At 74.4% G+C, this 20,874-nt stretch carries 21 protein-coding genes; 10 read left to right on the top strand and 11 right to left on the bottom strand.

The features are described 5' to 3' along the window. Window positions 1-108 precede the first annotated feature (108 nt). Window positions 109-870 carry a transcriptional repressor LexA gene (gene lexA / locus GXP71_RS04730; RefSeq protein WP_162351717.1) on the top strand — a complete coding sequence of 254 codons (762 nt, stop codon included), beginning with the start codon at window positions 109-111 and terminating at the stop codon, window positions 868-870. A gap of 97 nt (window positions 871-967) precedes the next feature. After that, window positions 968-1,243 (top strand): Rho termination factor N-terminal domain-containing protein, encoded by a 276-nt coding sequence (locus GXP71_RS04725; RefSeq protein ID WP_162351716.1) that lies wholly within the window; start codon window positions 968-970, stop codon window positions 1,241-1,243. Between the two features lie 76 nt (window positions 1,244-1,319). On the opposite strand, the gene GXP71_RS04720 is transcribed toward GXP71_RS04725, so the two are convergent. From GXP71_RS04720 to hflX, 3 genes are all read right to left on the bottom strand, one after another. After that, window positions 1,320-2,321 (bottom strand): L-lactate dehydrogenase, encoded by a 1,002-nt coding sequence (locus tag GXP71_RS04720; protein ID WP_124343314.1) that lies wholly within the window; start codon window positions 2,319-2,321, stop codon window positions 1,320-1,322. A gap of 105 nt (window positions 2,322-2,426) precedes the next feature. Beyond that, complete coding sequence (locus tag GXP71_RS04715; protein ID WP_162351715.1) at window positions 2,427-4,547, bottom strand: ATP-dependent DNA helicase; 2,121 nt, start codon at window positions 4,545-4,547, stop codon at window positions 2,427-2,429. Window positions 4,548-4,582: 35 nt separating this feature from the next. Beyond that, window positions 4,583-6,103, bottom strand: a complete 1,521-nt coding sequence (gene hflX, locus GXP71_RS04710) for a GTPase HflX (RefSeq protein WP_162351714.1) — start codon at window positions 6,101-6,103, stop codon at window positions 4,583-4,585. 110 nt (window positions 6,104-6,213) lie between these two features. Here hflX and GXP71_RS04705 point away from each other — a divergent pair, with 110 nt between their 5' ends. Then, window positions 6,214-6,825, top strand: a complete 612-nt coding sequence (locus tag GXP71_RS04705) for a class I SAM-dependent methyltransferase (protein WP_162351713.1) — start codon at window positions 6,214-6,216, stop codon at window positions 6,823-6,825. 59 nt (window positions 6,826-6,884) lie between these two features. Here GXP71_RS04705 and GXP71_RS04700 read toward each other — a convergent pair whose 3' ends face one another. The 4 genes from GXP71_RS04700 to GXP71_RS04685 are packed head-to-tail and all read right to left on the bottom strand — an operon-like array spanning window position 6,885 to window position 10,079. Then, window positions 6,885-7,319: a thioredoxin family protein gene (locus tag GXP71_RS04700; RefSeq protein WP_162351712.1), complete on the bottom strand. Its 435-nt coding sequence runs from the start codon at window positions 7,317-7,319 to the stop codon at window positions 6,885-6,887. Then, window positions 7,316-8,308, bottom strand: a complete 993-nt coding sequence (dapF, locus tag GXP71_RS04695) for a diaminopimelate epimerase (RefSeq protein ID WP_162351711.1) — start codon at window positions 8,306-8,308, stop codon at window positions 7,316-7,318. The genes GXP71_RS04700 and dapF overlap by 4 nt, the downstream gene beginning before the upstream one ends. Further along, on the bottom strand, window positions 8,305-9,261 hold the full coding sequence (gene miaA / locus GXP71_RS04690) for a tRNA (adenosine(37)-N6)-dimethylallyltransferase MiaA (RefSeq protein ID WP_162351710.1): 957 nt from the start codon (window positions 9,259-9,261) through the stop codon (window positions 8,305-8,307). Before miaA ends, dapF begins: the two co-directional genes overlap by 4 nt. Continuing rightward, entirely contained in the window at window positions 9,258-10,079 is an 822-nt protein-coding gene (locus GXP71_RS04685; RefSeq protein ID WP_162351709.1) for a hypothetical protein, read from the bottom strand. Before GXP71_RS04685 ends, miaA begins: the two co-directional genes overlap by 4 nt. An 82-nt stretch (window positions 10,080-10,161) precedes the next feature. Here GXP71_RS04685 and GXP71_RS04680 point away from each other — a divergent pair, with 82 nt between their 5' ends. Together GXP71_RS04680 and GXP71_RS04675 are read left to right on the top strand one after the other, a co-directional pair. Then, complete coding sequence (locus GXP71_RS04680) at window positions 10,162-10,761, top strand: YbjN domain-containing protein (protein ID WP_162351708.1); 600 nt, start codon at window positions 10,162-10,164, stop codon at window positions 10,759-10,761. Window positions 10,762-10,774: 13 nt separating this feature from the next. Further along, window positions 10,775-11,296: a YbjN domain-containing protein gene (locus GXP71_RS04675; protein WP_124344412.1), complete on the top strand. Its 522-nt coding sequence runs from the start codon at window positions 10,775-10,777 to the stop codon at window positions 11,294-11,296. 64 nt (window positions 11,297-11,360) lie between these two features. Here the strand turns inward: GXP71_RS04675 and miaB are convergent, their stop codons facing one another. Next, on the bottom strand, window positions 11,361-12,944 hold the full coding sequence (gene miaB / locus GXP71_RS04670) for a tRNA (N6-isopentenyl adenosine(37)-C2)-methylthiotransferase MiaB (protein ID WP_162351707.1): 1,584 nt from the start codon (window positions 12,942-12,944) through the stop codon (window positions 11,361-11,363). A gap of 199 nt (window positions 12,945-13,143) precedes the next feature. Between miaB and GXP71_RS04665 the strand changes: the two genes are divergently transcribed. From GXP71_RS04665 to GXP71_RS04650, 4 genes are all read left to right on the top strand, one after another. Continuing rightward, complete coding sequence (locus GXP71_RS04665) at window positions 13,144-13,932, top strand: amino acid ABC transporter ATP-binding protein (protein WP_162351706.1); 789 nt, start codon at window positions 13,144-13,146, stop codon at window positions 13,930-13,932. A 95-nt stretch (window positions 13,933-14,027) separates the two neighbouring features. Next, entirely contained in the window at window positions 14,028-14,894 is an 867-nt protein-coding gene (locus GXP71_RS04660; RefSeq protein ID WP_162351705.1) for a glutamate ABC transporter substrate-binding protein, read from the top strand. A gap of 108 nt (window positions 14,895-15,002) precedes the next feature. Further along, complete coding sequence (locus tag GXP71_RS04655; RefSeq protein WP_162351704.1) at window positions 15,003-15,692, top strand: amino acid ABC transporter permease; 690 nt, start codon at window positions 15,003-15,005, stop codon at window positions 15,690-15,692. After that, window positions 15,689-16,552, top strand: a complete 864-nt coding sequence (locus GXP71_RS04650) for an amino acid ABC transporter permease (protein WP_162351703.1) — start codon at window positions 15,689-15,691, stop codon at window positions 16,550-16,552. Before GXP71_RS04655 ends, GXP71_RS04650 begins: the two co-directional genes overlap by 4 nt. Window positions 16,553-16,695: 143 nt before the next feature. Here GXP71_RS04650 and rny read toward each other — a convergent pair whose 3' ends face one another. Then, window positions 16,696-18,261 (bottom strand): ribonuclease Y, encoded by a 1,566-nt coding sequence (gene rny, locus GXP71_RS04645; RefSeq protein ID WP_162351702.1) that lies wholly within the window; start codon window positions 18,259-18,261, stop codon window positions 16,696-16,698. Between the two features lie 290 nt (window positions 18,262-18,551). Here rny and GXP71_RS04640 point away from each other — a divergent pair, with 290 nt between their 5' ends. Beyond that, a complete protein-coding gene (locus GXP71_RS04640; RefSeq protein WP_162351701.1) occupies window positions 18,552-18,998 on the top strand; it encodes an Hsp20/alpha crystallin family protein in 447 nt (148 codons plus the stop codon). Window positions 18,999-19,195: 197 nt separating this feature from the next. On the opposite strand, the gene GXP71_RS04635 is transcribed toward GXP71_RS04640, so the two are convergent. Then, on the bottom strand, window positions 19,196-19,684 hold the full coding sequence (locus GXP71_RS04635; protein WP_238402619.1) for a regulatory protein RecX: 489 nt from the start codon (window positions 19,682-19,684) through the stop codon (window positions 19,196-19,198). Window positions 19,685-19,788: 104 nt separating this feature from the next. Next, window positions 19,789-20,829: a recombinase RecA gene (recA, locus tag GXP71_RS04630; protein ID WP_124342842.1), complete on the bottom strand. Its 1,041-nt coding sequence runs from the start codon at window positions 20,827-20,829 to the stop codon at window positions 19,789-19,791. Between the last annotated feature and the right edge of the window lie 45 nt (window positions 20,830-20,874).

Genomic DNA, 20,874 nt, shown 5'->3' with positions numbered 1-20,874 from the left:
ACCACTGACACCGCCCGGGTCCGCCCGGCCCGGACGCAGGTCAGCAGCGGTGCGCCCGGTCCGGCACCGAGCAGGCGGCGACCGGCCGACGACGTCAGGAGGGCTGCAGTGAGCACCAGCGGGGACACCACGACCGGCACACAGGACCGGGTGGCGACCGTCCACGCGCTCCCCGACGGGCCGGACGGGTCCGACGGCCTCACGGCGCGGCAGCGCCTGGTGCTCGACACGATCCGGGCGTCGGTCGAGTCGCGCGGCTACCCGCCCAGCATGCGCGAGATCGGCGAGGCCGTCGGCCTCACGAGCCCGTCGAGCGTCAAGCACCAGCTCACGGCTCTCGAGCGCAAGGGCTACCTGCGCCGCGACCCGAACCGACCGCGCGCGATCGAGGTCGTTCACCCCGACGACTCGCGCGGCGTGTCCACCTGGACGGCGCCCGACGGCTCGCGCACACCGTTCTCGGCACCCGTCACCGGGGACGACGAGCAGGTGCCCAGCCCGTCCTACGTCCCGGTCGTCGGCCGGATCGCCGCGGGCGGCCCGATCCTGGCCGACCAGGTCGTCGAGGACGTGTTCCCGCTGCCGCGTCAGCTCGTCGGCGACGGTGAGCTGTTCCTGCTCCGGGTCGCGGGCGACTCGATGATCGACGCCGCCATCTGCGACGGCGACTGGGTGGTCGTCCGCCGGCAGCCGGTCGCGGAGAACGGCGAGATCGTCGCGGCCATGATCGACGGCGAGGCGACGGTCAAGACGCTCCGCCGCGCCGACGGTCACGTGTGGCTGATGCCGCACAACGCCGCCTACGCGCCGATCGTCGGTGACGAGGCGACGATCCTCGGCCGGGTCGTCTCCGTCCTGCGCAGCCTCTGACGCCGGCCTCGTCCTCGTCCGGGTGCAGCTCGGCGACGTGGGCGCGACCCTGGTCCGGGGTGAGGACGACGCCCCGGAGCCCGACCGAGGAGCCACGATGCCCGGACGGATGCGAGACCCCGGCCCCAGCGTGAAGGACGCGAAGCTCTACGAGCGGCTGCGCGACGAGGGGAACAGCAAGGCGAAGTCGGCGCGCATCGCCAACGCCGCCGCCGGATCGTCACGGTCGGCCGTCGGCCGCAAGGGCGGCCGCTCGGGCGACTACGGCGACTGGACCGTCGACGACCTGCGCAGGAAGGCGGCGGACGTGGGCATCGAGGGGCGGTCGCGCATGCGCAAGTCGCAGCTCATCGACGCCCTCCGGTCGCACTGAGCCCGACGACCCGCGCCACCACCCCGTGGCCGCCGTCGCACGACGGGCGCAGCGGCGGCCGCGAGGTGGTCGCGGGTCAGAACCCGAACTGGCGCGCGACGTCCTTGACCGCCTCGGCGGAGCGGCGCAGGCCGGCGAGCTCGTCCGCCGACATCGGCACCGCGAGCCGGTCCTCGACGCCCTTGGCACCGACGACGGCGGGCACGGAGAGGCAGACGTCGGAGATCCCGTAGTAGTCGTCGAGCAGGGACGACACGGGCAGGATGCGGGACTCGTCGTTGAGGACCGCCTCGATGATGCGCGACCCCGCGAGCGCGACCGCGTAGTTGGTGGCGCCCTTGCCCTCGATGATCTGGTAGGCGGAGTCCACGACCTCGCGCGCGATCCGCTCGCGCACCTCGGAGGTCAGCGCGCCGCCGCGCCCGCCGAGGCCGTTCCACTCGAGCAGCGGCACCGCGCCGATGCTCGCGGAGCTCCAGAGCGGCAGCTCGCTGTCACCGTGCTCGCCCGCGACGTACGCGTGGACGTTCTGCACCGCGACGCCCGTCTCGCGCGCGATGAGGTACCGCAGCCGCGACGAGTCGAGGACCGTCCCGGAGCCGAACAGCCGCGACGGCGGGAGCCCCGAGATGCGCAGCGCGGCGTACGTCACGACGTCGACCGGGTTGGTGACCATCACGTACGTCGCGTCGGGCGCGACCTCGACGACAGCCGGGAGGACCTTCCGGACGAGCGAGATCGTGGCCTCGGCGAGGTCGAGGCGCGTCTGGCCGGGCTTCTGCTTCGCACCCGCGGTGAACATCACGATGTCGGCGTCGGCGCACACCGCGATGTCGTCCGACCCGACGACCTGGGCCATCGGCATGAACTGGATGCCGTGCCCCAGGTCGAGCGCCTCGGCCTGCACCTTGGCCTTGTTGATGTCGTAGAGCGCGACCGTGCGGGCGGCACCGCGCATCAGGGCGGCGTAGGCCATCGTCGACCCGACGGCGCCGGCCCCCACGATCGCGAGCTTGGACGTCCGGCGGCGCGGGACGTGCGGCGTCACGGCGTCGTCGAGGTCAGGGGTCTCGGTCATGGGGGTCTCCCGCGTCGTCGTGCGACCGCCCGGGTCCGGGTCGGTCGGGGTGCGCGTCGGCGCCGGCCACGAGCACCGGCGCCGCACGTCGGCGCAGCTCTGAGGCTAGTCGTCCCCGGTGAGGCGGCGCAGGGCGGACACGGCGACGTCGCGCTCGGTGGTCCGCCAGAAGCCCGGCAGCGACCGGGCGAGGAACTCGCCGTAGCGCGCGGTGACGAGCCGCGGGTCCAGGACGGCCACGACACCGCGGTCCTCTGTCGTGCGGACCAGGCGTCCCGCGCCCTGCGCGAGCAGCAGCGCGGCGTGCGTCGCGGACACGGACATGAAGCCGTTGCCGCCCGCGGCGGCGACCGCCTCGGTCCGGGCCGAGCGCACCGGGTCGTCCGGGCGCGGGAACGGGATGCGGTCGATGAGGACGAGCCGGCACGCGGGCCCGGGCACGTCGACGCCCTGCCACAGCGACAGCGTGCCGAACAGGCACGTCGGCTCGTCGGCGGCGAACCGCGCGACGAGCGTCGGGAGCTGGTCGTCGCCCTGCAGCAGCACCGGCACGTCGAGCCGTTCCCGCATCGCGAGCGCGGCCGCCGTGGCGGCGCGGCGCGACGAGAAGAGCCCGAGCGTGCGTCCCCCGGCGGCGCGGACGAGCGCCTCGATCTCGTCGAGCTGCGCATCCGTCGCGGGTTCGCGCCCGGGCGGGGGCAGCCGACGTGCGACGTAGAGGATCCCCTGCCGGGCGTAGTCGAACGGGCTGCCCACGTCGAGGCCGTGCCAGGTGAGGGGCCCGGGGTCGTCGGCCGCGTCCGTGCCGGTCGCGACGTCGAGCGCGTCGGCGTCGTCCTGCGTGCCCGGCAGGCGCGACGGGCCGACGGGTTCGGCGTCGGGTCGGACCTCGAGACCCACGGACCGGGCGACCGGGTCGAACGAGCCGCCGAGCGAGAGCGTCGCCGACGTGAGCACCCCGGTCCGCCCGCCCAGCAGGTTCGTGCGGATGAGCCCGTTCACCGCGAGCGGCGCGGCGTGCAGGCGCGTGAGGACGCCACCGCGCCGGTCCTCGCCCCGCGCGCACCACAGCACCGTGTGGCGGTTGTCCTCCGGGTCGGCGGCCATGCGGTCGGCGACCTCGAACAGCGCGAGCATCGCGGACGCGGCCATCTTCAGCCCGCCGTCCGGCGCGGCAGGACGCCCCGCGGTGGAGTCGGGCTTGAGGGCGCTCAGCAGCGTGCGCGACGCGTCCCGGACCGCGGCGACGGCGTCGCGTGCGGCGTCGGGCAGCCCGTCGGGGAACCGCCCCTCGGGCAGCTCGACGAGCACCGCGGCGAGCGCCTGCGCCGCCGCGTCCAGGTCCGTCGTCGGCACTCCCCCGTGCCGCCGCGCGAGGCGCGCGGCGTGGTCCACGGTCGCGAACGACAGGTCGGACGTCGCCTGCGCGGTGACGCGGTCCGTGAGCTCGTGCGCCTCGTCGACGATCAGCACGTCGTGCTCGGGCAGCACGCCCGGCGAGCCCGAGGCGGCGATGCCGAGCATCGCGTGGTTCGTCACGACCACGTCCGCCTCGCGCGCCGACGCCCGCGCGCGCTCGGGGAAGCACTCCTCGATCATCGGGCAGCGGGTGCCGAGGCACTCGAGCGACGTCACCGACACCTGGCGCCACGCGCGGTCGGTCACGCCGGGGACGAGGTCGTCCCGGTCGCCCGTGTCGGTCTCCTCGGCCCACTCGCGCAGCCGGAGGATCTGCTCGCCGAGCGACTCGCTGCCGTCGCGACGTCCCGCCCCGGCAGGTGCGGGGTGGTCCGCGGCGCCCGCGTGGTCCCCGAGGTCGAACAGCGTGCCGGGCTCGTCGTCGGGGTACCCGCCGGCGACCTTGTGCACGCACAGGTAGTTGTGCCAGCCCTTGAGGAGCGCGATGTGCGGCCGGCGGGGCAGCCGAGGCGCGAGCGCGTCCGCGACGAGCGGCAGGTCGCGCGTGACGACCTGCCGCTGCAGCGCGAGCGTCGCGGTCGAGACGACGACGTGCTCGTCCGCGAGGACCGCGTGCCGGACCGCCGGGACCAGGTAGCCGAGCGACTTCCCGGTGCCCGTCCCCGCCTGGACGAGCAGGTGCTCGCCGGTCTCGAGCGACCGCGAGACGGCCTGCGCCATCGCGTGCTGACCGTCGCGGCGGGCGCCGCCGAGGGCGCCGACGGCGAGGTCCAGGAGGTCGTCGACCGTCGGTTCCGCATCGGGCACCGCGACAGCGTAGTCGCGGTCACCCACGCCGTCGGTCAGGCGGTCCGGACCGCCGCCGCCGTGAGCTCGGCCGCGAGCTGCTGGTCGACCCGCGCACGCAGCGCGGTGCCCTGCGCCGTGTGCTCCTCGTGGTCGATGTCACCGTGCTCGTGCACCCGGCTGACCAGGTCGCCGCGGTCGTACGGGACGACGACGTCGACGGCCACGCCGGGCCGCGGGAGCTGGTCGGCGATGAGCGCCTGCAGCTCCTCGATGCCCTCGCCCGTGTGGGCGGACACGACGACCGAGTGCACCTCGCGCGACCGGAGCCGCGTGATCGCCTCGTCGGACGCCCGGTCCGCCTTGTTGAGCACGATGATCTCCGGCACGTCCATCGCCCCCGGGATGTCGGCGAACACGTGCCGCACGGCCGCGATCTGCCCCTCCGGGTCGGGGTGGGACGCGTCGACGACGTGCAGGATGAGGTCGGCGTCGGCGACCTCCTCGAGCGTCGACCGGAACGCCTCGACGAGCTGGTGCGGGAGCGCCCGCACGAACCCGACCGTGTCGGCGAGCGTGTAGACGCGCCCGTCGGTCGTCTCGGCGCGGCGGACCGTCGGGTCCAGCGTGGCGAACAGCGCGTTCTCGACGAGCACCCCGGCGTTCGTCAGCCGGTTGAGCAGCGACGACTTGCCGGCGTTCGTGTACCCGGCGATCGCGACCGACGGGATCGCGTTCTTGCGACGCGACGCACGCTTGGTCAGACGTGCGGGTTCCATCGCCGCGATCTCGCGGCGCAGCTTGGCCATGCGGTTGCGGATCCGGCGCCGGTCGAGCTCGATCTTCGTCTCACCGGGACCGCGCGAGCCCATGCCCGCGCCGGCGCCGCCGACCTGGCCACCGGCCTGCCGGGACATCGACTCGCCCCACCCGCGCAGGCGCGGGAGCAGGTACTCGAGCTGCGCGAGCTCGACCTGCGCCTTGCCCTCCCGCGACTTGGCGTGCTGGGCGAAGATGTCGAGGATCAGCGCGGTCCGGTCGACGACCTTGACCCGCACGATGTCCTCGAGCGCGCGGCGCTGCGAGGGGGCGAGCTCGCCGTCGACCACGACCGTGTCGGCGCCGACGGACGCGACGAGCAGCGCGAGCTCGGCGGCCTTGCCCGAGCCGAGGTACGTGCCCGGGTCGGGCGTGCGGCGGCGCTGGATGACGCCGTCGAGGACCTCGGAGCCGGCCGTCTCGGCGAGCGCCGCGAGCTCGCGCAGCGAGACCTCGGCGTCCTCCGCGGTGCCGGTGCCCCACACGCCGACGAGCACGACCTTCTCCAGACGGAGCTGCCGGTACTCGACCTCGGTGACGTCCTCGAGCTCGGTCGACAGGCCCGCGACCCGGCGGAGCGACGTGCGCTCCTCGAGGTCGAGCTGGTCCCCGTCGTAGGTGGAGTGGACGGTGCCGCCGTCCTGCAGCGCGGTGCCGGCCCGGGCGAGCACACGCGCGACGACGTCGTCGGCGACGTCCTGCACGCTACGAGGCTCGTAGGCCTCGGTCTCGTGGGTGGTGTGCTGCGGGTCGTTCACGCGGTGCCTCTCGGGTCGGCTTCGTCGGCTGCTCTTCCAGGGTCGCACGCGCTCCCCCGGGGTGCGATCCATTTCGCTGCGGGCCGAGCGTGCGCGGGTAGGGTCGGCCCGTGAGCGGCCAGGAGCACTACTTCACCGCGCAGCCCGCGTCCCCGGTGGAGCTGCGCACGCTGACCGTCGAGCTGGCCGGGCGACCGGTGCAGGTGCAGACGGCGGGCGGCGTCTTCTCCCCCGACCACGTCGACCACGGCACGCAGGTCCTGCTGCGGACCGCTCCCCCGCCGCCGTCGACCGGCGACCTGCTCGACCTCGGGTGCGGCTGGGGGCCCGTCGCGCTGGCGCTCGCGCTCGAGTCCCCGGACGCGCGCGTGTGGGCCGTCGACGTGAACGAGCGCGCGCTCGACCTGGTCCGGCGCAACGCCGCGGCGCTCGGCCTCGGCAACGTCGTCGCGGCCCTGCCCGACGAGGTCCCCGACGACGTGCGGTTCGCGACGATCCGGTCCAACCCGCCGATCCGCGTCGGCAAGGAGGCGCTGCACGAGCTCCTGCTGCGCTGGCTGCCGCGACGTGCGCCGGGCGGCGACGCGCACCTCGTCGTCGGGAAGAACCTCGGCGCCGACTCGTTGCAGCGCTGGCTCGCCGCGACCCTCGGCGGTGGCGTCGTGGTCGAGCGGTCCGCGAGCGCGAAGGGGTTCCGGGTCCTCGTCGTGCGGGACGCCTGAGGCGGGCGCCCGCGCTCCGGCGTCGGCGAGGCGCCTCGGCGCCCTGGACGTCTCGCCCGTCAGGACCGGGCGGCCTCGGGAGACGCCACCGCCGACGCCTCCGCGATGGCGGCGCGCAGCTGCGCGAGCGACGGCACGCCGGTCGCCCGTCGACGGACGCGTCCGGTCGCGTCGAGGACCAGGACGGTGGGCGTCGACAGGATCGCGAGCCGCTCGCCGAGGTCCAGGTGGTCGGCGACGTCGAGGTCGACGTGCGTGACGCCGTCCTCGGTGCGCAGCGCGTGCTCCACGACCTGGCGGGTCCGGCGGCACGGCACGCAGAACGTGCTGGAGAACTGCACGACGGTCGCGCGCGCACCGAGGGGTGCGCCCAGGTCGTCGGAGGTCAGCGCGACGTCCGGCACCGGCCCCGGGCGGCGACCGCGCACCGCCGGGACGGCGACCGCCGTCGGCCCGGCCCCCGCGGCGTGGGCGGTCCGCGCGGCCTCGGTCATCGACCCGTGGCCCCCGTGACGGCGGCGAGGTCGACCGTCGCGGTCGCCACCAGGACGGCAGGACCCGCGAGCTCGACGTGCCCGTCCGGCAGCGCGGTCACGCGCACCGTGCCGCCGGGGACGTCGACGAGCCACACGTCGGGTGCCCCCGCCCCGGCCCACGTCCGGACCGCCATCGCGGCCGCGCACGCACCGGTCCCGCACGACCGGGTCTCGCCGACCCCGCGCTCGTGCACGCGCATCGCGACGTGCCCGACGAGGGTGCCGTCGGCGGCGCGGTCCTCGGTGAGCGGCACGACGAGCTCGACGTTGGTGCCGTACGGCGGGACGGGCCGGACCTCGGGCGCGCGCGTCAGGTCCGCGGCGGCGAGCTCGTCGGGGCCCGCGAGCGCGAGGACCGTGTGCGGGTTGCCGACGTCGAGCGACAGCGCGGGCCGGACGTCGTCGAGGCCAGCGACGTGCACCTGCGCGTCGAAGCCTGCCTGCACGGCCTCGTCGCCGCCGGGGACGGACCAGCGACCCATGTCGACCGCGTACCAGACGTCGTCGTCGAGACCCGCCGGGACCGGCACGCGGCGCACCCGGCGGACGCCCGCGCGGGTGCCGAGCACGAGCTCGCCCTCCGCGTCCCACAGGCCGAGGCGCTGCGCGAACGCCGCGAAGACGCGCACGCCGTTGCCGCACATCTCGGCGACCGAGCCGTCCGCGTTGCGGTAGTCCATGAACCACGTCGCGGAGGGGTCCTCGGCGAGCACCGCAGCCCCCTCGGGGACGAGGCGGCTCGCGACCAGGCGGATGACGCCGTCGCCACCGAGGCCCGCACGGCGGTCGGCGAGCTCGCGCACGAGCGGTGCGGCGAGGTCGAGCAGACCGTCGCGGTCGTCGACGAGCACGAAGTCGTTCTGCGTGCCGTGGCCCTTGGTCACCGGCAGCCCGACCGCGAGGGTCAGGTCGGCGGGCGCGTCGGCGGACACGGGGACGGTCGTCATGACCCCAGACTACGGCGGGGCGCGGGGTCGTCGGTGGCCGGCCCGAGCGTCCCGGCGTCGGCGCGCGCGACGAGGTCCAGCGCGCGGTCGACGAGGTCCGGGTCCTGCGCGTCGAGCCAGTGCACGCGCGGGTCGCGGCCGAACCAGCCCATCTGCTTGCGGGCGAGGCGTCGCGTCCCGGCGGTCGTCGCGGCGCGCGCCTCCTGCTCCGTGAGCTCGCCGCGGAGCATCGCGGCGACCTCCGCGTAGCCGACCGCGCGGGACGCCGTCCGGCCGAGCCCGCGCGCGAGCAGCGTCTCGACCTCGGCCACGAGACCCACGGCCCACATGCGGTCCACGCGGCCCTCGACCCGGGCGTCCAGCGTCGGGCGGTCGCAGTCGAGCCCGATCTGCACGGCCGGCACCTCGTAGACGTGCTGCGGGAGCGACGCCGAGTAGGGACGTCCGGTGAGCGCGATGACCTCGAGCGCGCGCACGACGCGGCGGGCGTTGCGCGGCCCGATCCCGTCGGCCGCGACCGGGTCGGCGGCCGCGAGCTCGGCGTGCAGCGCGCGCGACCCCTCGTGCTCGACGCGCTCCTCGAGGCGGGCGCGCAGGTCCGGGTCGGTCCCCGGGAACTCCATGTGGTCCAGCAGCGCCCGCACGTAGAGCCCGGACCCGCCGACCGCGACCGCGCGGGCAGCGCGCGCGTCGAGGTCGGCCAACGTCGCACGGGCCCGCTGCTGGTAGTCGGCGACGGTCGCGTCCTGCGACGGCTCGAGCACGTCGAGCAGGTGGTGCCGCACGCCGCGGCGCTCGTCGACGGGCACCTTCGCCGTGCCGATGTCCATGCCGCGGTAGAGCTGCATCGCGTCGGTGTTCACGACCTCACCGCCGAGCGCGAGCGCGAGCGCGATGCCGAGGTCGGACTTGCCCGTGGCGGTGGGGCCGACCACCGCGACGACGAGGCTCACGCGGACGCCCCCGGGTGCGTCGTGGTGCCGTCGACGGCGGACGTCCCGACCGGTGCGCCGGCGACGGGCCTGTCGGACGGCACCTGCCACAGCGCGACCGCGTGGTGCGCGCCGAGCGACACGTCCTCGGCGAGCAGGGTCGCGTCGACCGGTCGCGGCCCGACGGCGCCGAGGAGCACCTGCCAGGGCGCCCAGCCGGACACCGCGAGGGCCGAGGCGAGGCCGGCGTCGAGGGACCCGAGCCGCGTGCGCGCCCCGGTGTCGCCCGACCCGAGGTCGGCGGCGAGCGACGCGTCGAGCGCGGGGGCGCGCTCGTCGTCGGCCAGCGGGGCGTCAGGCCCGTGGCGACCGCTGCCCGACCCCACGACGACCAGCGCGAGCGGTCCCTCGGCGTCGGCCACGAGCTCGGCACCGCGTGCAGCCAGCGCCGCGGCGGGCCCGGCGGCGGCGGCGGCACGCTCGACCTCGACGACGCGCAGCGGCCCGTCCCAGCCGGCACGCGCGAGCAGGTGCAGCGCGACGGCCGAGGCGACCGCAGGGACGACGGCCGTCCCGGACGCACCGACGACGGTCTCGGGGACCGGCCAGTCGAGCAGCGCGTCGGGGACGCCGACGGCCGCGAGCGACCCCCGCAGCGTCCCGACGGGCTCCGCCGCCCGTGGTGCGGGGGCGACGACCACCACCGAGGCGGCCTCCGCGACCGCGTGCGCGACGGCCGTGAGCGCCGCGTCGCGCAGCGCCGGGAGGGCGTCGTGACGGCCGGAGACCCCCGGGACCAGCAGGGCGGTGTCGGGCACCAGGGCCGCGGCGACGAGCATGCCCCCGACCGTATCTGCTGCCGGACGGATGACCGTCGCCGGTGACCGCGCGGCGTCGGCGGGCGCGGGTAGGGTCGTCCGCATGGCACCGTTCGCCGACCGTGCCCGCCGCTGGCTCACGCGCCGCCCGCGGCCGGTGCGTCACGCCTCGCGCGACGTCGTCGCGCCGGAGCCGACGGACGACGAGCTGCACGAGCGCGTCGCGGCCCTGCTGGCGCGCGAGCTCGGCGTCGCCGAGCCGGCCGAGGACGTGCCGACGGCCGTCACCCCGGCGCGGATCGCGGCGTGGATGACCGAGAACCAGTTCAGCTACTTCGTCGACAACGACGGCGACCTCGGCGGGCTGTGGCGGGGCCGGCTGTTCTACTTCTTCCTCTTCGGCGAGCGGGCCGAGATCCTGCAGGTCCGCGGCCAGTGGCACCGGGAGATCGCCATCGAGCGCCTCGAGGAGGTGCTCGACCTGTGCAACGAGTGGAACGCCGACCGCATCTGGCCCAAGGCGTACGTGCGCGTGCGCGACAACGGGCGCGTGCACGTCGTCGCCGAGGTCGCGACCGACCTCGAGCACGGCGCGACCGACGCCCAGCTCAGCCAGATGCTGTTCTGCGGGCTGTCGACCGGCAGCATGTTCTTCGACGCGCTCGACGAGCGCTATCCCGACCCCGCCGGGGTCGCACCGTGAGGCGGGAGGCACGATGAGCGGACCCGGCTGGCTGCTGCGGGTCCTCGGCGGGCTGCCCAAGCCCACCAAGCGACCGTCGGCCGACGACGAGCCGCCGCGCCCGCTCGCCCGGGACCGCATCGGGGACTACCTGCTCGGACGCGGCTACCGGTTCGTCGTCGACGAGGACGGCGACCTCACCGGCACGTGGGACGGCAGCCGGTTCTGGTTCCTCATGCTCGGCGAGCACCAGGAGATCCTCCAGGTGCGCGGGCGCTGGCACCGGACGTTCGCGCTCGAGCAGCGTGCGGCCGTCGGCCTCGCGGTCAACGACTGGAACCGCGAGCGCATCTGGCCCAAGGCGTACCTGCGCGAGGAGGACGGCGTCATCGCGCTCTACAGCGAGGTGTCCGCCGACTTCGAGCCGGGCGTCACCGACCTGCAGCTCGCGCAGCTCGTCGCGTGCGGGCTCGGCACGGGCGTGCAGATGTTCGCCGCGCTCGAGGGCCTGCTGCCGCGCGACGACGCTCCCCCGCCGGACCTGCCCGACAACTGAGGGCCGCGCGGGCTGCCGGGGGGCGCAGGCTGTCAGCAGCGCACGCCGTCGAGCGCCGCAGCGGTCAGGCGCGCACGCCGATCGTCGGGAGCCCGAGGACGACGGGACCGGTCGGCGCCGGCGCACCCGTCCCGCACGCCGCACCCGCACCGCCGTGGTCGTGCGCGTCGCCGCCGGCCTGCCGCGCCTCCCACGCGTCGCCCGCGCGCGTCCGGCGCACCGCGAACGTTCCGCCCGTCGCGGCCGAGTCGGCGACGAGGTGGTGCGGCGCACCATGCGTCACCGTCACGGTCACGACGTCACCGGGACGGGGCGCGTCCTGGGGCGCGAGACCCGCGGGCAGCGCGAGGTGGACGAGCCGGTTGTCCTCGGCACGGCCGGAGCGACGCTCGGTCGCCCCGTCCTTGCGACCCTCGCCCTCGGCCATGAGCACGTCCAGCGTGCGGCCGACCTGCGCCTCGTTCTCCTCCAGGGAGATGCGCTCCTGCAGCGCGACCAGCCGCTCGTAGCGCTCCTGGACGACGGCCTTCGGCAGCTGGTCGGGCAGGTCGGCAGCCGGCGTGCCGGGACGCGGCGAGTACTGGAACGTGAACGCGGACGCGAAGCGGGAGGCCTCGACGACGCGCAGGGTGTCCGCGAAGTCCTCCTCGGTCTCGCCCGGGAAGCCCACGATGATGTCGGTCGTGATCGCGGCGTGCGGCATCGCGGCGCGCACGCGGTCGAGGATGCCGAGGAACTTCTCCGAGCGGTACGAGCGGCGCATCGCGCGCAGCACACGGTCCGACCCGGACTGGAGCGGCATGTGGAGCTGCGGCATGACGGTCGGCGTCGCGGCCATCGCCTCGATGACGTCGTCGGTGAACGCGGCCGGGTGCGGCGACGTGAAGCGCAGGCGCTCGAGGCCCTCGACCGCGCCGGCCGCGCGCAGCAGCTTCGCGAACGCGCCGCGGTCGCCGAACTCGACGCCGTACGAGTTGACGTTCTGCCCGAGCAGCGTGACCTCGATCGCGCCCTGCTGCACGAGCGCCTCGACCTCGGCGAGGATCTCCCCCGGACGCCGGTCGCGCTCCTTGCCGCGCAGGTGCGGGACGATGCAGAACGTGCACGTGTTGTTGCACCCGACGCTGATCGACACCCAGCCCGCGTAGGCCGACTCGCGCCGCGTCGGCAGCGTCGACGGGAAGACCTGCAGGGACTCCGCGATCTCGACCTCGGCGCGCTCGTTGTGCCGCGCGCGCTCGAGCAGGACGGGCAGCACGTCGAGGTTGTGCGTGCCGAACACGACGTCGACCCACGGCGCACGCTCGACGATCCCGGCACGGTCCTTCTGCGCGAGGCAGCCGCCGACGGCGATCTGCATACCGGGCCGGGCGCGCTTGGTCCCGGCGAGCCGACCGAGGTTGCCGTACAGCTTGTCCGCCGCGTTCTCGCGGACCGCGCACGTGTTGATGACGATGACGTCGGCGTCCTCCGACGCGGCGTCCTCGGGCGTCGCCGGGACGTAGCCGGCCTGCTCGAGCATGCCCGCCATGTGCTCCGAGTCGTGCACGTTCATCTGGCAGCCGAGCGTCTTGACGAGGTAGGTGCGCGGCGACGCGCCGGTGACCTCGGGGTCGAGCGGCGTCGGGGCGGGCAGGGTCGTGGACATCACCGACAAGGGTACGACCCGCCGGACGGGCGCCCGGCACCGCCGTCCCCGACCGCGCCGGAGCGACGGTGCACGCTGCGGCCACGTGCGTCGCGGACCCACGTCCAGCACCGCTCGGCCAGCGCACTTGACTGCGGTGTTGCACAACCGTGACCCCCACGGGTGGCCAGATCGGACATGTGCCCTCTAGCGTCGACGGATGGCTGACCTCGCGACGGACCCGCCCCCCACCGCCGCCGACCGCCCTGTCGGGGACCCGCTCGTCGTCCTCTCCGGCGTCGACAAGCACTTCGGCCCGCTGCACGTGCTGCAGTCCGTCGACCTGACGGTGCGCCGCGGCGAGGTCGTCGTCGTCATCGGCCCGTCAGGCAGCGGCAAGTCGACGCTGTGCCGCACCATCAACCGGCTCGAGACCATCGACTCGGGCACGATCACCATCGACGGCAAGGAGCTGCCCGCCGAGGGCCGTGAGCTCGCGCGACTGCGCGCCGACGTCGGCATGGTGTTCCAGTCGTTCAACCTCTTCGCGCACAAGACGGTCCTCGAGAACGTCACCCTCGGGCCGATCCGCGCCAAGGGCGTCAAGAAGTCCGTCGCGACCGAGCGCGCGATGGAGCTGCTGAAGCGCGTCGGCGTCGCTGACCAGGCCGACAAGCTGCCCGCGCAGCTGTCCGGCGGCCAGCAGCAACGCGTCGCGATCGCCCGCGCACTCGCCATGGACCCCAAGGTCATGCTGTTCGACGAGCCGACGTCCGCGCTCGACCCCGAGATGATCAACGAGGTCCTCGACGTCATGGTCGGCCTCGCGCGCGAGGGCATGACGATGCTCGTCGTCACGCACGAGATGGGGTTCGCCCGCCGCGCCGCGCACCGCGTCGTCTTCATGGACGGCGGCCAGATCGTCGAGCAGGCCGACCCCGAGACGTTCTTCACCGCGCCCACGAGCGCCCGCGCCCGCGACTTCCTGTCGAAGATCCTCACGCACTGACCCGACCCGGCCGAAGCCCGCCCCCGACCCCACCCGGACACGATCCGACCCTCTGACCGACACACCGCACGTCCACGCAGAAGAAGGGGACCACCATGCGCGCACGACGACTGGTCGCACTCGCGGCCGCCGCCACGCTCACGCTCGCCGCCTGTTCCAGCGGCGGTGGTGACGACGACACCGACGCCGGCGCCACCGGCGACTCGACCGAGACCTCCGGCGGCGCCGAGGGCTCGATCCGCATCGGCATCAAGTTCGACCAGCCCGGCCTGGGCTTCAAGGACGGCTCGGACTACACCGGCTTCGACGTCGACGTCGCCCGGACCGTCGCCGAGGCGCTCGGCTACTCCGAGGACCAGATCGAGTGGGTCCAGGCCCCGTCCGCGCAGCGCGAGAACCTGCTGCAGACCGGCCAGGTCGACATGATCTTCGCGACGTACTCGATCACCGACAAGCGCAAGGAGGTCGTCTCCTTCGCCGGTCCGTACTTCGTCGCCGGGCAGGACCTGCTGGTCGCGGCCGACGACGACTCGATCAAGGGCCCCGAGGACCTCGAGGGCAAGAACCTCTGCTCGGTCACCGGCTCGACGAGCGCGCAGCGCATCAAGGACGAGTACGCCGCAGGCACGAACCTGCTCGAGCAGCCGGGCTACGCCGAGTGCGTCACCGCGCTCACCGCAGGCCAGGTCGACGCCGTCACGACCGACGACATCATCCTCGCCGGCCTCGCCGCGGTGCCCGCCAACGAGGGCAAGGTCAAGGTCGTCGGCAACCCGTTCTCCGAGGAGAACTACGGCGTCGGGCTGCCGAAGGACTCCGACCAGTGCGAGGCGATCAACGAGGCCATCGGCGCGATGATCGACGACGGCACGTGGGAGGAGCTCCTCGACAAGAACGTCGGCGCGTCCGGCTTCAAGTTCAACGCGGACCTCAACCCGCCCGCGCAGGCCGCCTGCGCCTGACCGTGACGCCGGGTGGTCCGCGCGGCGACGTCGCGCGGACCACCCGGCCGCATCGCTCCGGGGCCTCACGCCCCCGCCCCGGACACCCCCTGGACGAGAGGAGTGCCGGTGGACGACGGCACCTGGGCGCAGTTCACGTCGCTCTTCGCCGAGTTCGACGTGGTCGGCGCCTTCTGGGTGAACATCCAGCTGACCTTCTTCGCCGGCGTGCTCGCCCTCGTGCTCGGCACCGCGCTCGCGGTCATGCGGATCTCCCCGGTCCCGAGCCTGCGATGGGCCGGCTCGACGTACGTGACGCTCCTGCGCAACACGCCGCTCACGATCATCGTCGTGTTCTGCGTGCTCGGGCTCTGGGGCCAGCTCGGCATCCAGCTCTCGCAGGACTTCCAGACCAACTTCTTCCGCCTCGCGGTGCTCGGTCTCGCCGTCTACCACGCGGCGTTCGTGTGCGAGGCGCTGCGGTCCGGCGTCAACACGGTCCCGGTCGGCCAGGCGGAGGCCGCACGCGCGATCGGGCTGGGCTTCTGGCCCGCGGCGCGGCTCGTGATCATGCCGCAGGCGTTCCGCGGCGCCGTCGCACCGCTCGGCAACGTCCTCATCGCCCTCACCAAGAACTCGACGGTCGCCGCCGCGGGGTCGGTCGCCGAGGCGTCCGGCCTCATGAAGACGATGATCGAGTTCCGGCCCGACGTCATCCTGCTGATCTTCTTCACGTTCGCGCTCGGCTTCGTGATCATCGTCGTGCCGCTCGGGCTCGCGACGACCTCCCTCTCACGCCGATGGGCGGTGGCACGGTGAACGAGACTGTCCTCTTCGACGCGGCGGGGCCACGCACCCGCCGGCGCATGGTGTGGGTCAACGTCGCCGCGACGGTCGTCGTCGCCGCGATCGGCGTCTGGGTGCTGTCGCGGCTCGGCGCCAACGGTCAGCTCGAGCCGAGCCTGTGGACCGTCTTCCTCACCCCCGACCCCTGGGTCGACTACCTGCTCCCCGGTCTCGTCGGCACCCTGCGCGCCGCGGGGATCGCAATCGTCACCTCGGCGCTGTTCGGCCTCGTGTTCGGCCTCGGACGCCTCTCGGCGTCCGCCTGGGTGCGCGCCGCGAGCGGCACGGTCGTCGAGTTCTTCCGCGCCGTCCCCGTGCTGCTCATGATGATCTTCTTCTGGCTCGGGCTCGCCCAGCTGCAGTTCTTCGAGCCGAGCGACCTCCCGCTCGTCGCGGTCGTGCTCGCGCTCACCCTCTACAACGGCTCGGTGTTCGCCGAGCTCGTGCGCTCCGGGGTGCACAGCCTGCCGCGCGGGCAGCGCGAGGCCGCGCTCGCCGTCGGGCTGCGACGAGGCCAGTCGCTGCGGCTCGTCGAGGTCCCGCAGGCGCTGCTGGCGATGCTGCCCGCGATCGCGAGCCAGCTCGTCGTCATCCTCAAGGACACGGCGCTCGGCTACATCATCACGTACCCCGAGCTGCTCGACGCGGCCCGCCGGCTGGGCTCCAGCCAGGGCAACATCCTGCAGTCGCTCGTCGTGGCCGCGCTGATCTTCATCGTCATCAACTACGGCCTCACGCGGCTCGCCGGTGTGCTCGCGGGGCGGGTCGGGCGACGCACCGCCGGGCGTGCCCGCGTCGAGGCGCCGAGCCTGGTCGTGTCCACCGGCCGCTGACGGGGACGGGTCGCACGCGCCGATCGCAGGGCCGTCGACGCCGGCCGGGCGCGGCCACGTCGCCGCGAGGTTGCCCCACCGGACGCCCTACCGGCCGGGTCGACCACGCCCGGAAGCCCGACGTCAGGCGCGGCGGGCGCTGCTCAGCCGGCGGTCGCGCTCGCGCGCGTCTCCCGGACGACTGTCACCTTGATCTCGCCCGGGTACGCGAGGTCGCGCTCGATGTGCCGCGCGATCCGCACGGCCAGCTGCGGCAGGTCGGAGTCGACGACCGCCGACGGCTCGACCACGACCCGCACCTCGTGGCCGGCCGACATGACCAGCGCCCGACGGACGCCGTCGTGCTCCGACACGAGCTGCTCGAGCTTGTCCATGCGCTCGACGTACTGGTCGAGCTCCTCGCGGCGCGCGCCAGGGCGGGCCGCGGAGATCGCGTCCGCGACCTGCACGAGGACGGCCTCGACGGTCTGCGCCGGGACCTCCTCGTGGTGCGCCGCGATCGCGTTGACGACCTCGTCGGACTCCCCCAGCCGCCGCGCCAGGTCGGCGCCGACCGTCGCGTGCGTGCCGGCGACCTCGGCGGTCAGCGCCTTGCCGACGTCGTGCAGGAACGCACCCCGACGGGCCACCTCGACGTCGCTGCCGGTCTCCGCGGCGAGCTGCGCGGCGATCAGCGCGCTCTCGACCAGGTGCTCGAGGACGTTCTGGCCGTAGGACGTCCGCAGCCGCAGCCGCCCGAGCGTGCGCACGAGGTCCGGGTGCAGGCCCGCGACCCCCGCGCGCTCCGCGGCGTCGTGCCCCGCGGCGTCCGTGCGCTCGTCCGCCGCCGCGAGCGCGTCCGCGTACGCGGACTCGATCCGCTGCGGGTGGATGCGCCCGTCGGCCATGAGCGCCTCGAGCGCGACCTGGGCGACCTCGCGCCGCTCCGCGTCGAAGCACGACAGCACGACCGCGCCCGGCTGCTCGTCGACGAGCACGTTGACACCCGTGAGCGCCTCGAAGGCGCGGATGTTGCGGCCCTCCTTGCCGATGATGCGGCCCTTCATGTCGTCCGACGGCAGCGGGAGCGACGTCGTCGACGCCTGCGCGCTCGTGGCGACGGCCGTGCGCTGCACCGCCGTGGCGACGATCCGTCGGGCGCGCGCCTCAGCCGTGCGGCGCGCCTGCGCCTCCGCGCGCCGGACGTGCGCGGCGGCGTCGTTCGCGGCCCGGTCCACGAGCCGCCGCCGGAGCTCCTCCAGCGCGTCCTCGCGTGTCAGACCGCTGGTCGACTCCAGCTCGGCGACCGCGTCACGCTCGGCCTCGAGGATCCGACGACCGGCGAGCGCATCCGCCTCGGCGAGGCGAGCCTCGGCATCACGCTCGGCTGCGGCGAGGCGGCGGTCCGCCTCGCGCTGCGCGTCGTCGAGCCTGCGGGTGGCCTCCTGCCGGGCGTCTGCGGCCTCCTCGGCCCGGCTGCGCGCCTTGCGGTCGAGCTCCTCGACCTGCGCGCGGTCCGACGCGAGCGCACGCTCGCGCTCCGCGAGCCGCCGCTCCCGCCGGTCTGCGTCCGCGAGCAGGGCGCGCGCCTCGTCCTTGATGCTCGCGACGTCCTGCTCGGCACGCGCGCGCTGGGCGGCTGCCTCGCGTCGGGCGACGAGCACCAGGATCAGGGCCACCAGGCAGGCACCGAGCAGCCCGATCACCGTGGCGATGGGACCTGGATCCACGTGTCCTCCCGTCGTGCGGGGGCCCGCGGCGCGCGCTCCCGGCTCTGGCGACATTCTCACCCAACCGGGGCCGGGCGCGGCGCAGGCTCGGCACGGTGGTGCCCGACGCGACCGTTCGACACCACCCTGGGCACCCGCCGTGTTCTCCGAGCGCGAACACCGCCCACGAGCGACTGGCACTCGACCGTCGAGAGTGCTAACACAGGAGATGTAGCCGAACCCGGCGAGGGACGCCGGGAAGCACCCGGGTCGCGGGAGGTCCGCGACCCGACGACGAGGAGGTGAGGGGCGTGGCTACCCGTTTCGACCCGTTCCAGGAGATGGACCGGATGCTCGGCCAGATGTTCGCCGCCGACCGCGCGTCGGCGACCATGCCGATGGACCTGTACCGCTCGGGCGACCACTACGTGCTGCACGTCGACCTGCCGGGTGCGGACCCGGGCACGATCGACGTGAACGTCGAGGACCGCACGCTGACCATCCGTGCGCAGCGCTCGTCGCGCACCGAGCAGGACGTCCAGTGGCTCGCGAAGGAGCGCCCCGTCGGCACGTACGCCCGCCAGCTCACGGTGGGGCGAGGCCTCGCGCTCGACGCGATCAGCGCGACCTACACCGACGGTGTCCTCACCCTGACCATCCCGGTCGCCGAGGACGCCAAGCCGCGCCGCATCGAGGTGCAGCACGGTGCGTCGGCCGCGCAGATCGGCACGACCGCCGACGCCCAGGCCTCCGCCTGACGCCGTCGCCTCACGCCGCTCGCCGAGCACCCTGACCGACTGGCAGGTTGCACCGACTCGGCAGAGGCGCCCGTGGCGGCCGGGTGGCGCAGCGGCACCCGCACAGCCGCGCACCGCGACGGTTCGACGACGACGGCCCCCGCGACGACCTGCGTCGCGGGGGCCGTCGCACGTCCGCACGCGCGAGGTCGGTCGCCTCAGTCCAGCCCGGGCTCCGCCAGGCCGGACGGGTCGACTCCCTCCGCCGCGAGCTCCTCGCGGACCAGCCGCGACACCAGCCCCGGCGCGTACCCCTTGCGGCCGAGGGCCGCGAACGTCCGCCGCGTCCGGGTCTGGGGGTCGAGCCCGACCGTCGACGCGAGCCGACGACGCACGAGGTGGCGCGCCGCCTCCTCTTCGTCGTCGGCGTCGACCTGCTCGAGCGCGCGCTGCGCGTCCTCGTCCGCGACGCCCTTGCGCCGCAGCTCGACCGCGAGCGCCCGACGGGACAGGCCACGTTCCGCGTGTCGCGTCCGGACCAGGCTCTCCGCGTAGGCGACGTCGTCGACGAGGCCGACCTCGGTGAACCGGTCGAGGACGCGCTCCGCGACCTCTTCCGGGACGTCGCGTCGCGCCATCCCCTCGGCGAGCTGTGCGCGACTGCGCGGGGCACCGGTGAGCATCCGCAGCGCGATCGCGCGGGCCACGGACTCCGGGTCCGGCTCCGCGTCGTGCGCGGCGGATCCCGTCGCGGGCGGCTCGGAGGCGCGCCCACGACGGGATCCGGTGCTCGTGCGAGACAAGCCGGGCCTCAGAAGTCGACCGGGGCCGGTGCGTCGGCGGGCGCGTCGACCCGTGCGCCGACGCCCAGCTTCTCCTTGATCTTCTTGTCGATCTCGTCCGCGAGGTCGGGGTTGTCCTTGAGGAACTTGCGGGCGTTCTCCTTGCCCTGCCCCAGCTGGTCGCCCTCGTACGTGTACCAGGCGCCCGACTTGCGGACGAAGCCGTGCTCGACACCGAGGTCGATGAGGCTGCCCTCGCGGGAGATGCCGACCCCGTAGAGGATGTCGAACTCGGCCTGCTTGAACGGCGGCGCCATCTTGTTCTTGACGATCTTCACGCGCGTGCGGTTGCCGACCGCGTCGGTGCCCTCCTTGAGGGTCTCGATGCGGCGGATGTCCATGCGGACCGACGCGTAGAACTTGAGCGCCTTGCCACCGGTCGTCGTCTCGGGCGAGCCGAAGAACACGCCGATCTTCTCGCGCAGCTGGTTGATGAAGATCGCGGTCGTGCCCGACGCGTTGAGCGCACCGGTGATCTTGCGCAGGGCCTGCGACATGAGGCGGGCCTGGAGGCCGACGTGGCTGTCACCCATCTCGCCCTCGATCTCGGCCTTGGGGACCAGCGCCGCGACCGAGTCGATGACGATGATGTCGATCGCGCCCGAGCGGATCAGCATGTCCATGATCTCGAGCGCCTGCTCGCCGGTGTCCGGCTGCGAGACCAGCAGCGCGTCGGTGTCGACGCCGAGCTTCTTCGCGTACTCCGGGTCCAGCGCGTGCTCGGCGTCGATGAACGCCGCGATGCCGCCGGCCTTCTGCGCGTTCGCGACCGCGTGCAGCGCGACGGTCGTCTTGCCGGAGGACTCGGGGCCGTAGACCTCGATGATCCGGCCGCGCGGGAGTCCGCCGATGCCGAGCGCCACGTCGAGCGCGATGGAGCCGGTCGGGATGACCTCGACGGGGGGACGCCCCTCGTCGCCGAGGCGCATGATCGAGCCCTTGCCGAACTGGCGGTCGATCTGGCTGAGAGCGGCCTCGAGAGCCTTCTCGCGGTCCTGGGGTGCGGGCATGTTCCACCTCGTCGTTCGAGCAGCGTCCGGCTGCGCCTGCGGGGG

The sequence above is a fragment of the Cellulomonas sp. H30R-01 genome, from assembly GCF_010119915.1.
In the GTDB taxonomy this organism is placed as follows: domain Bacteria; phylum Actinomycetota; class Actinomycetes; order Actinomycetales; family Cellulomonadaceae; genus Cellulomonas; species Cellulomonas algicola.
Note: the sequence above shows the minus strand (reverse complement) of the source record. Positions and strands in the feature narration are given on the sequence as shown.

Excerpts from the sequence above, each read along its gene's own strand:
- recA (WP_124342842.1), bottom strand. The coding sequence starts at position 20,829 with ATGCCCGCACCCCAGGACCGCGAGAAGGCTCTCGAGGCCGCTCTCAGC.
- GXP71_RS04725 (WP_162351716.1), top strand. The coding sequence starts at position 968 with ATGCCCGGACGGATGCGAGACCCCGGCCCCAGCGTGAAGGACGCGAAG.
- GXP71_RS04685 (WP_162351709.1), bottom strand. The coding sequence starts at position 10,079 with ATGCTCGTCGCCGCGGCCCTGGTGCCCGACACCGCCCTGCTGGTCCCG.
- GXP71_RS04660 (WP_162351705.1), top strand. The coding sequence starts at position 14,028 with ATGCGCGCACGACGACTGGTCGCACTCGCGGCCGCCGCCACGCTCACG.
- GXP71_RS04680 (WP_162351708.1), top strand. The coding sequence starts at position 10,162 with ATGGCACCGTTCGCCGACCGTGCCCGCCGCTGGCTCACGCGCCGCCCG.
- dapF (WP_162351711.1), bottom strand. The coding sequence starts at position 8,308 with ATGACGACCGTCCCCGTGTCCGCCGACGCGCCCGCCGACCTGACCCTC.
- GXP71_RS04675 (WP_124344412.1), top strand. The coding sequence starts at position 10,775 with ATGAGCGGACCCGGCTGGCTGCTGCGGGTCCTCGGCGGGCTGCCCAAG.
- GXP71_RS04720 (WP_124343314.1), bottom strand. The coding sequence starts at position 2,321 with ATGACCGAGACCCCTGACCTCGACGACGCCGTGACGCCGCACGTCCCG.
- GXP71_RS04665 (WP_162351706.1), top strand. The coding sequence starts at position 13,144 with ATGGCTGACCTCGCGACGGACCCGCCCCCCACCGCCGCCGACCGCCCT.
- GXP71_RS04700 (WP_162351712.1), bottom strand. The coding sequence starts at position 7,319 with ATGACCGAGGCCGCGCGGACCGCCCACGCCGCGGGGGCCGGGCCGACG.
- miaB (WP_162351707.1), bottom strand. The coding sequence starts at position 12,944 with ATGTCCACGACCCTGCCCGCCCCGACGCCGCTCGACCCCGAGGTCACC.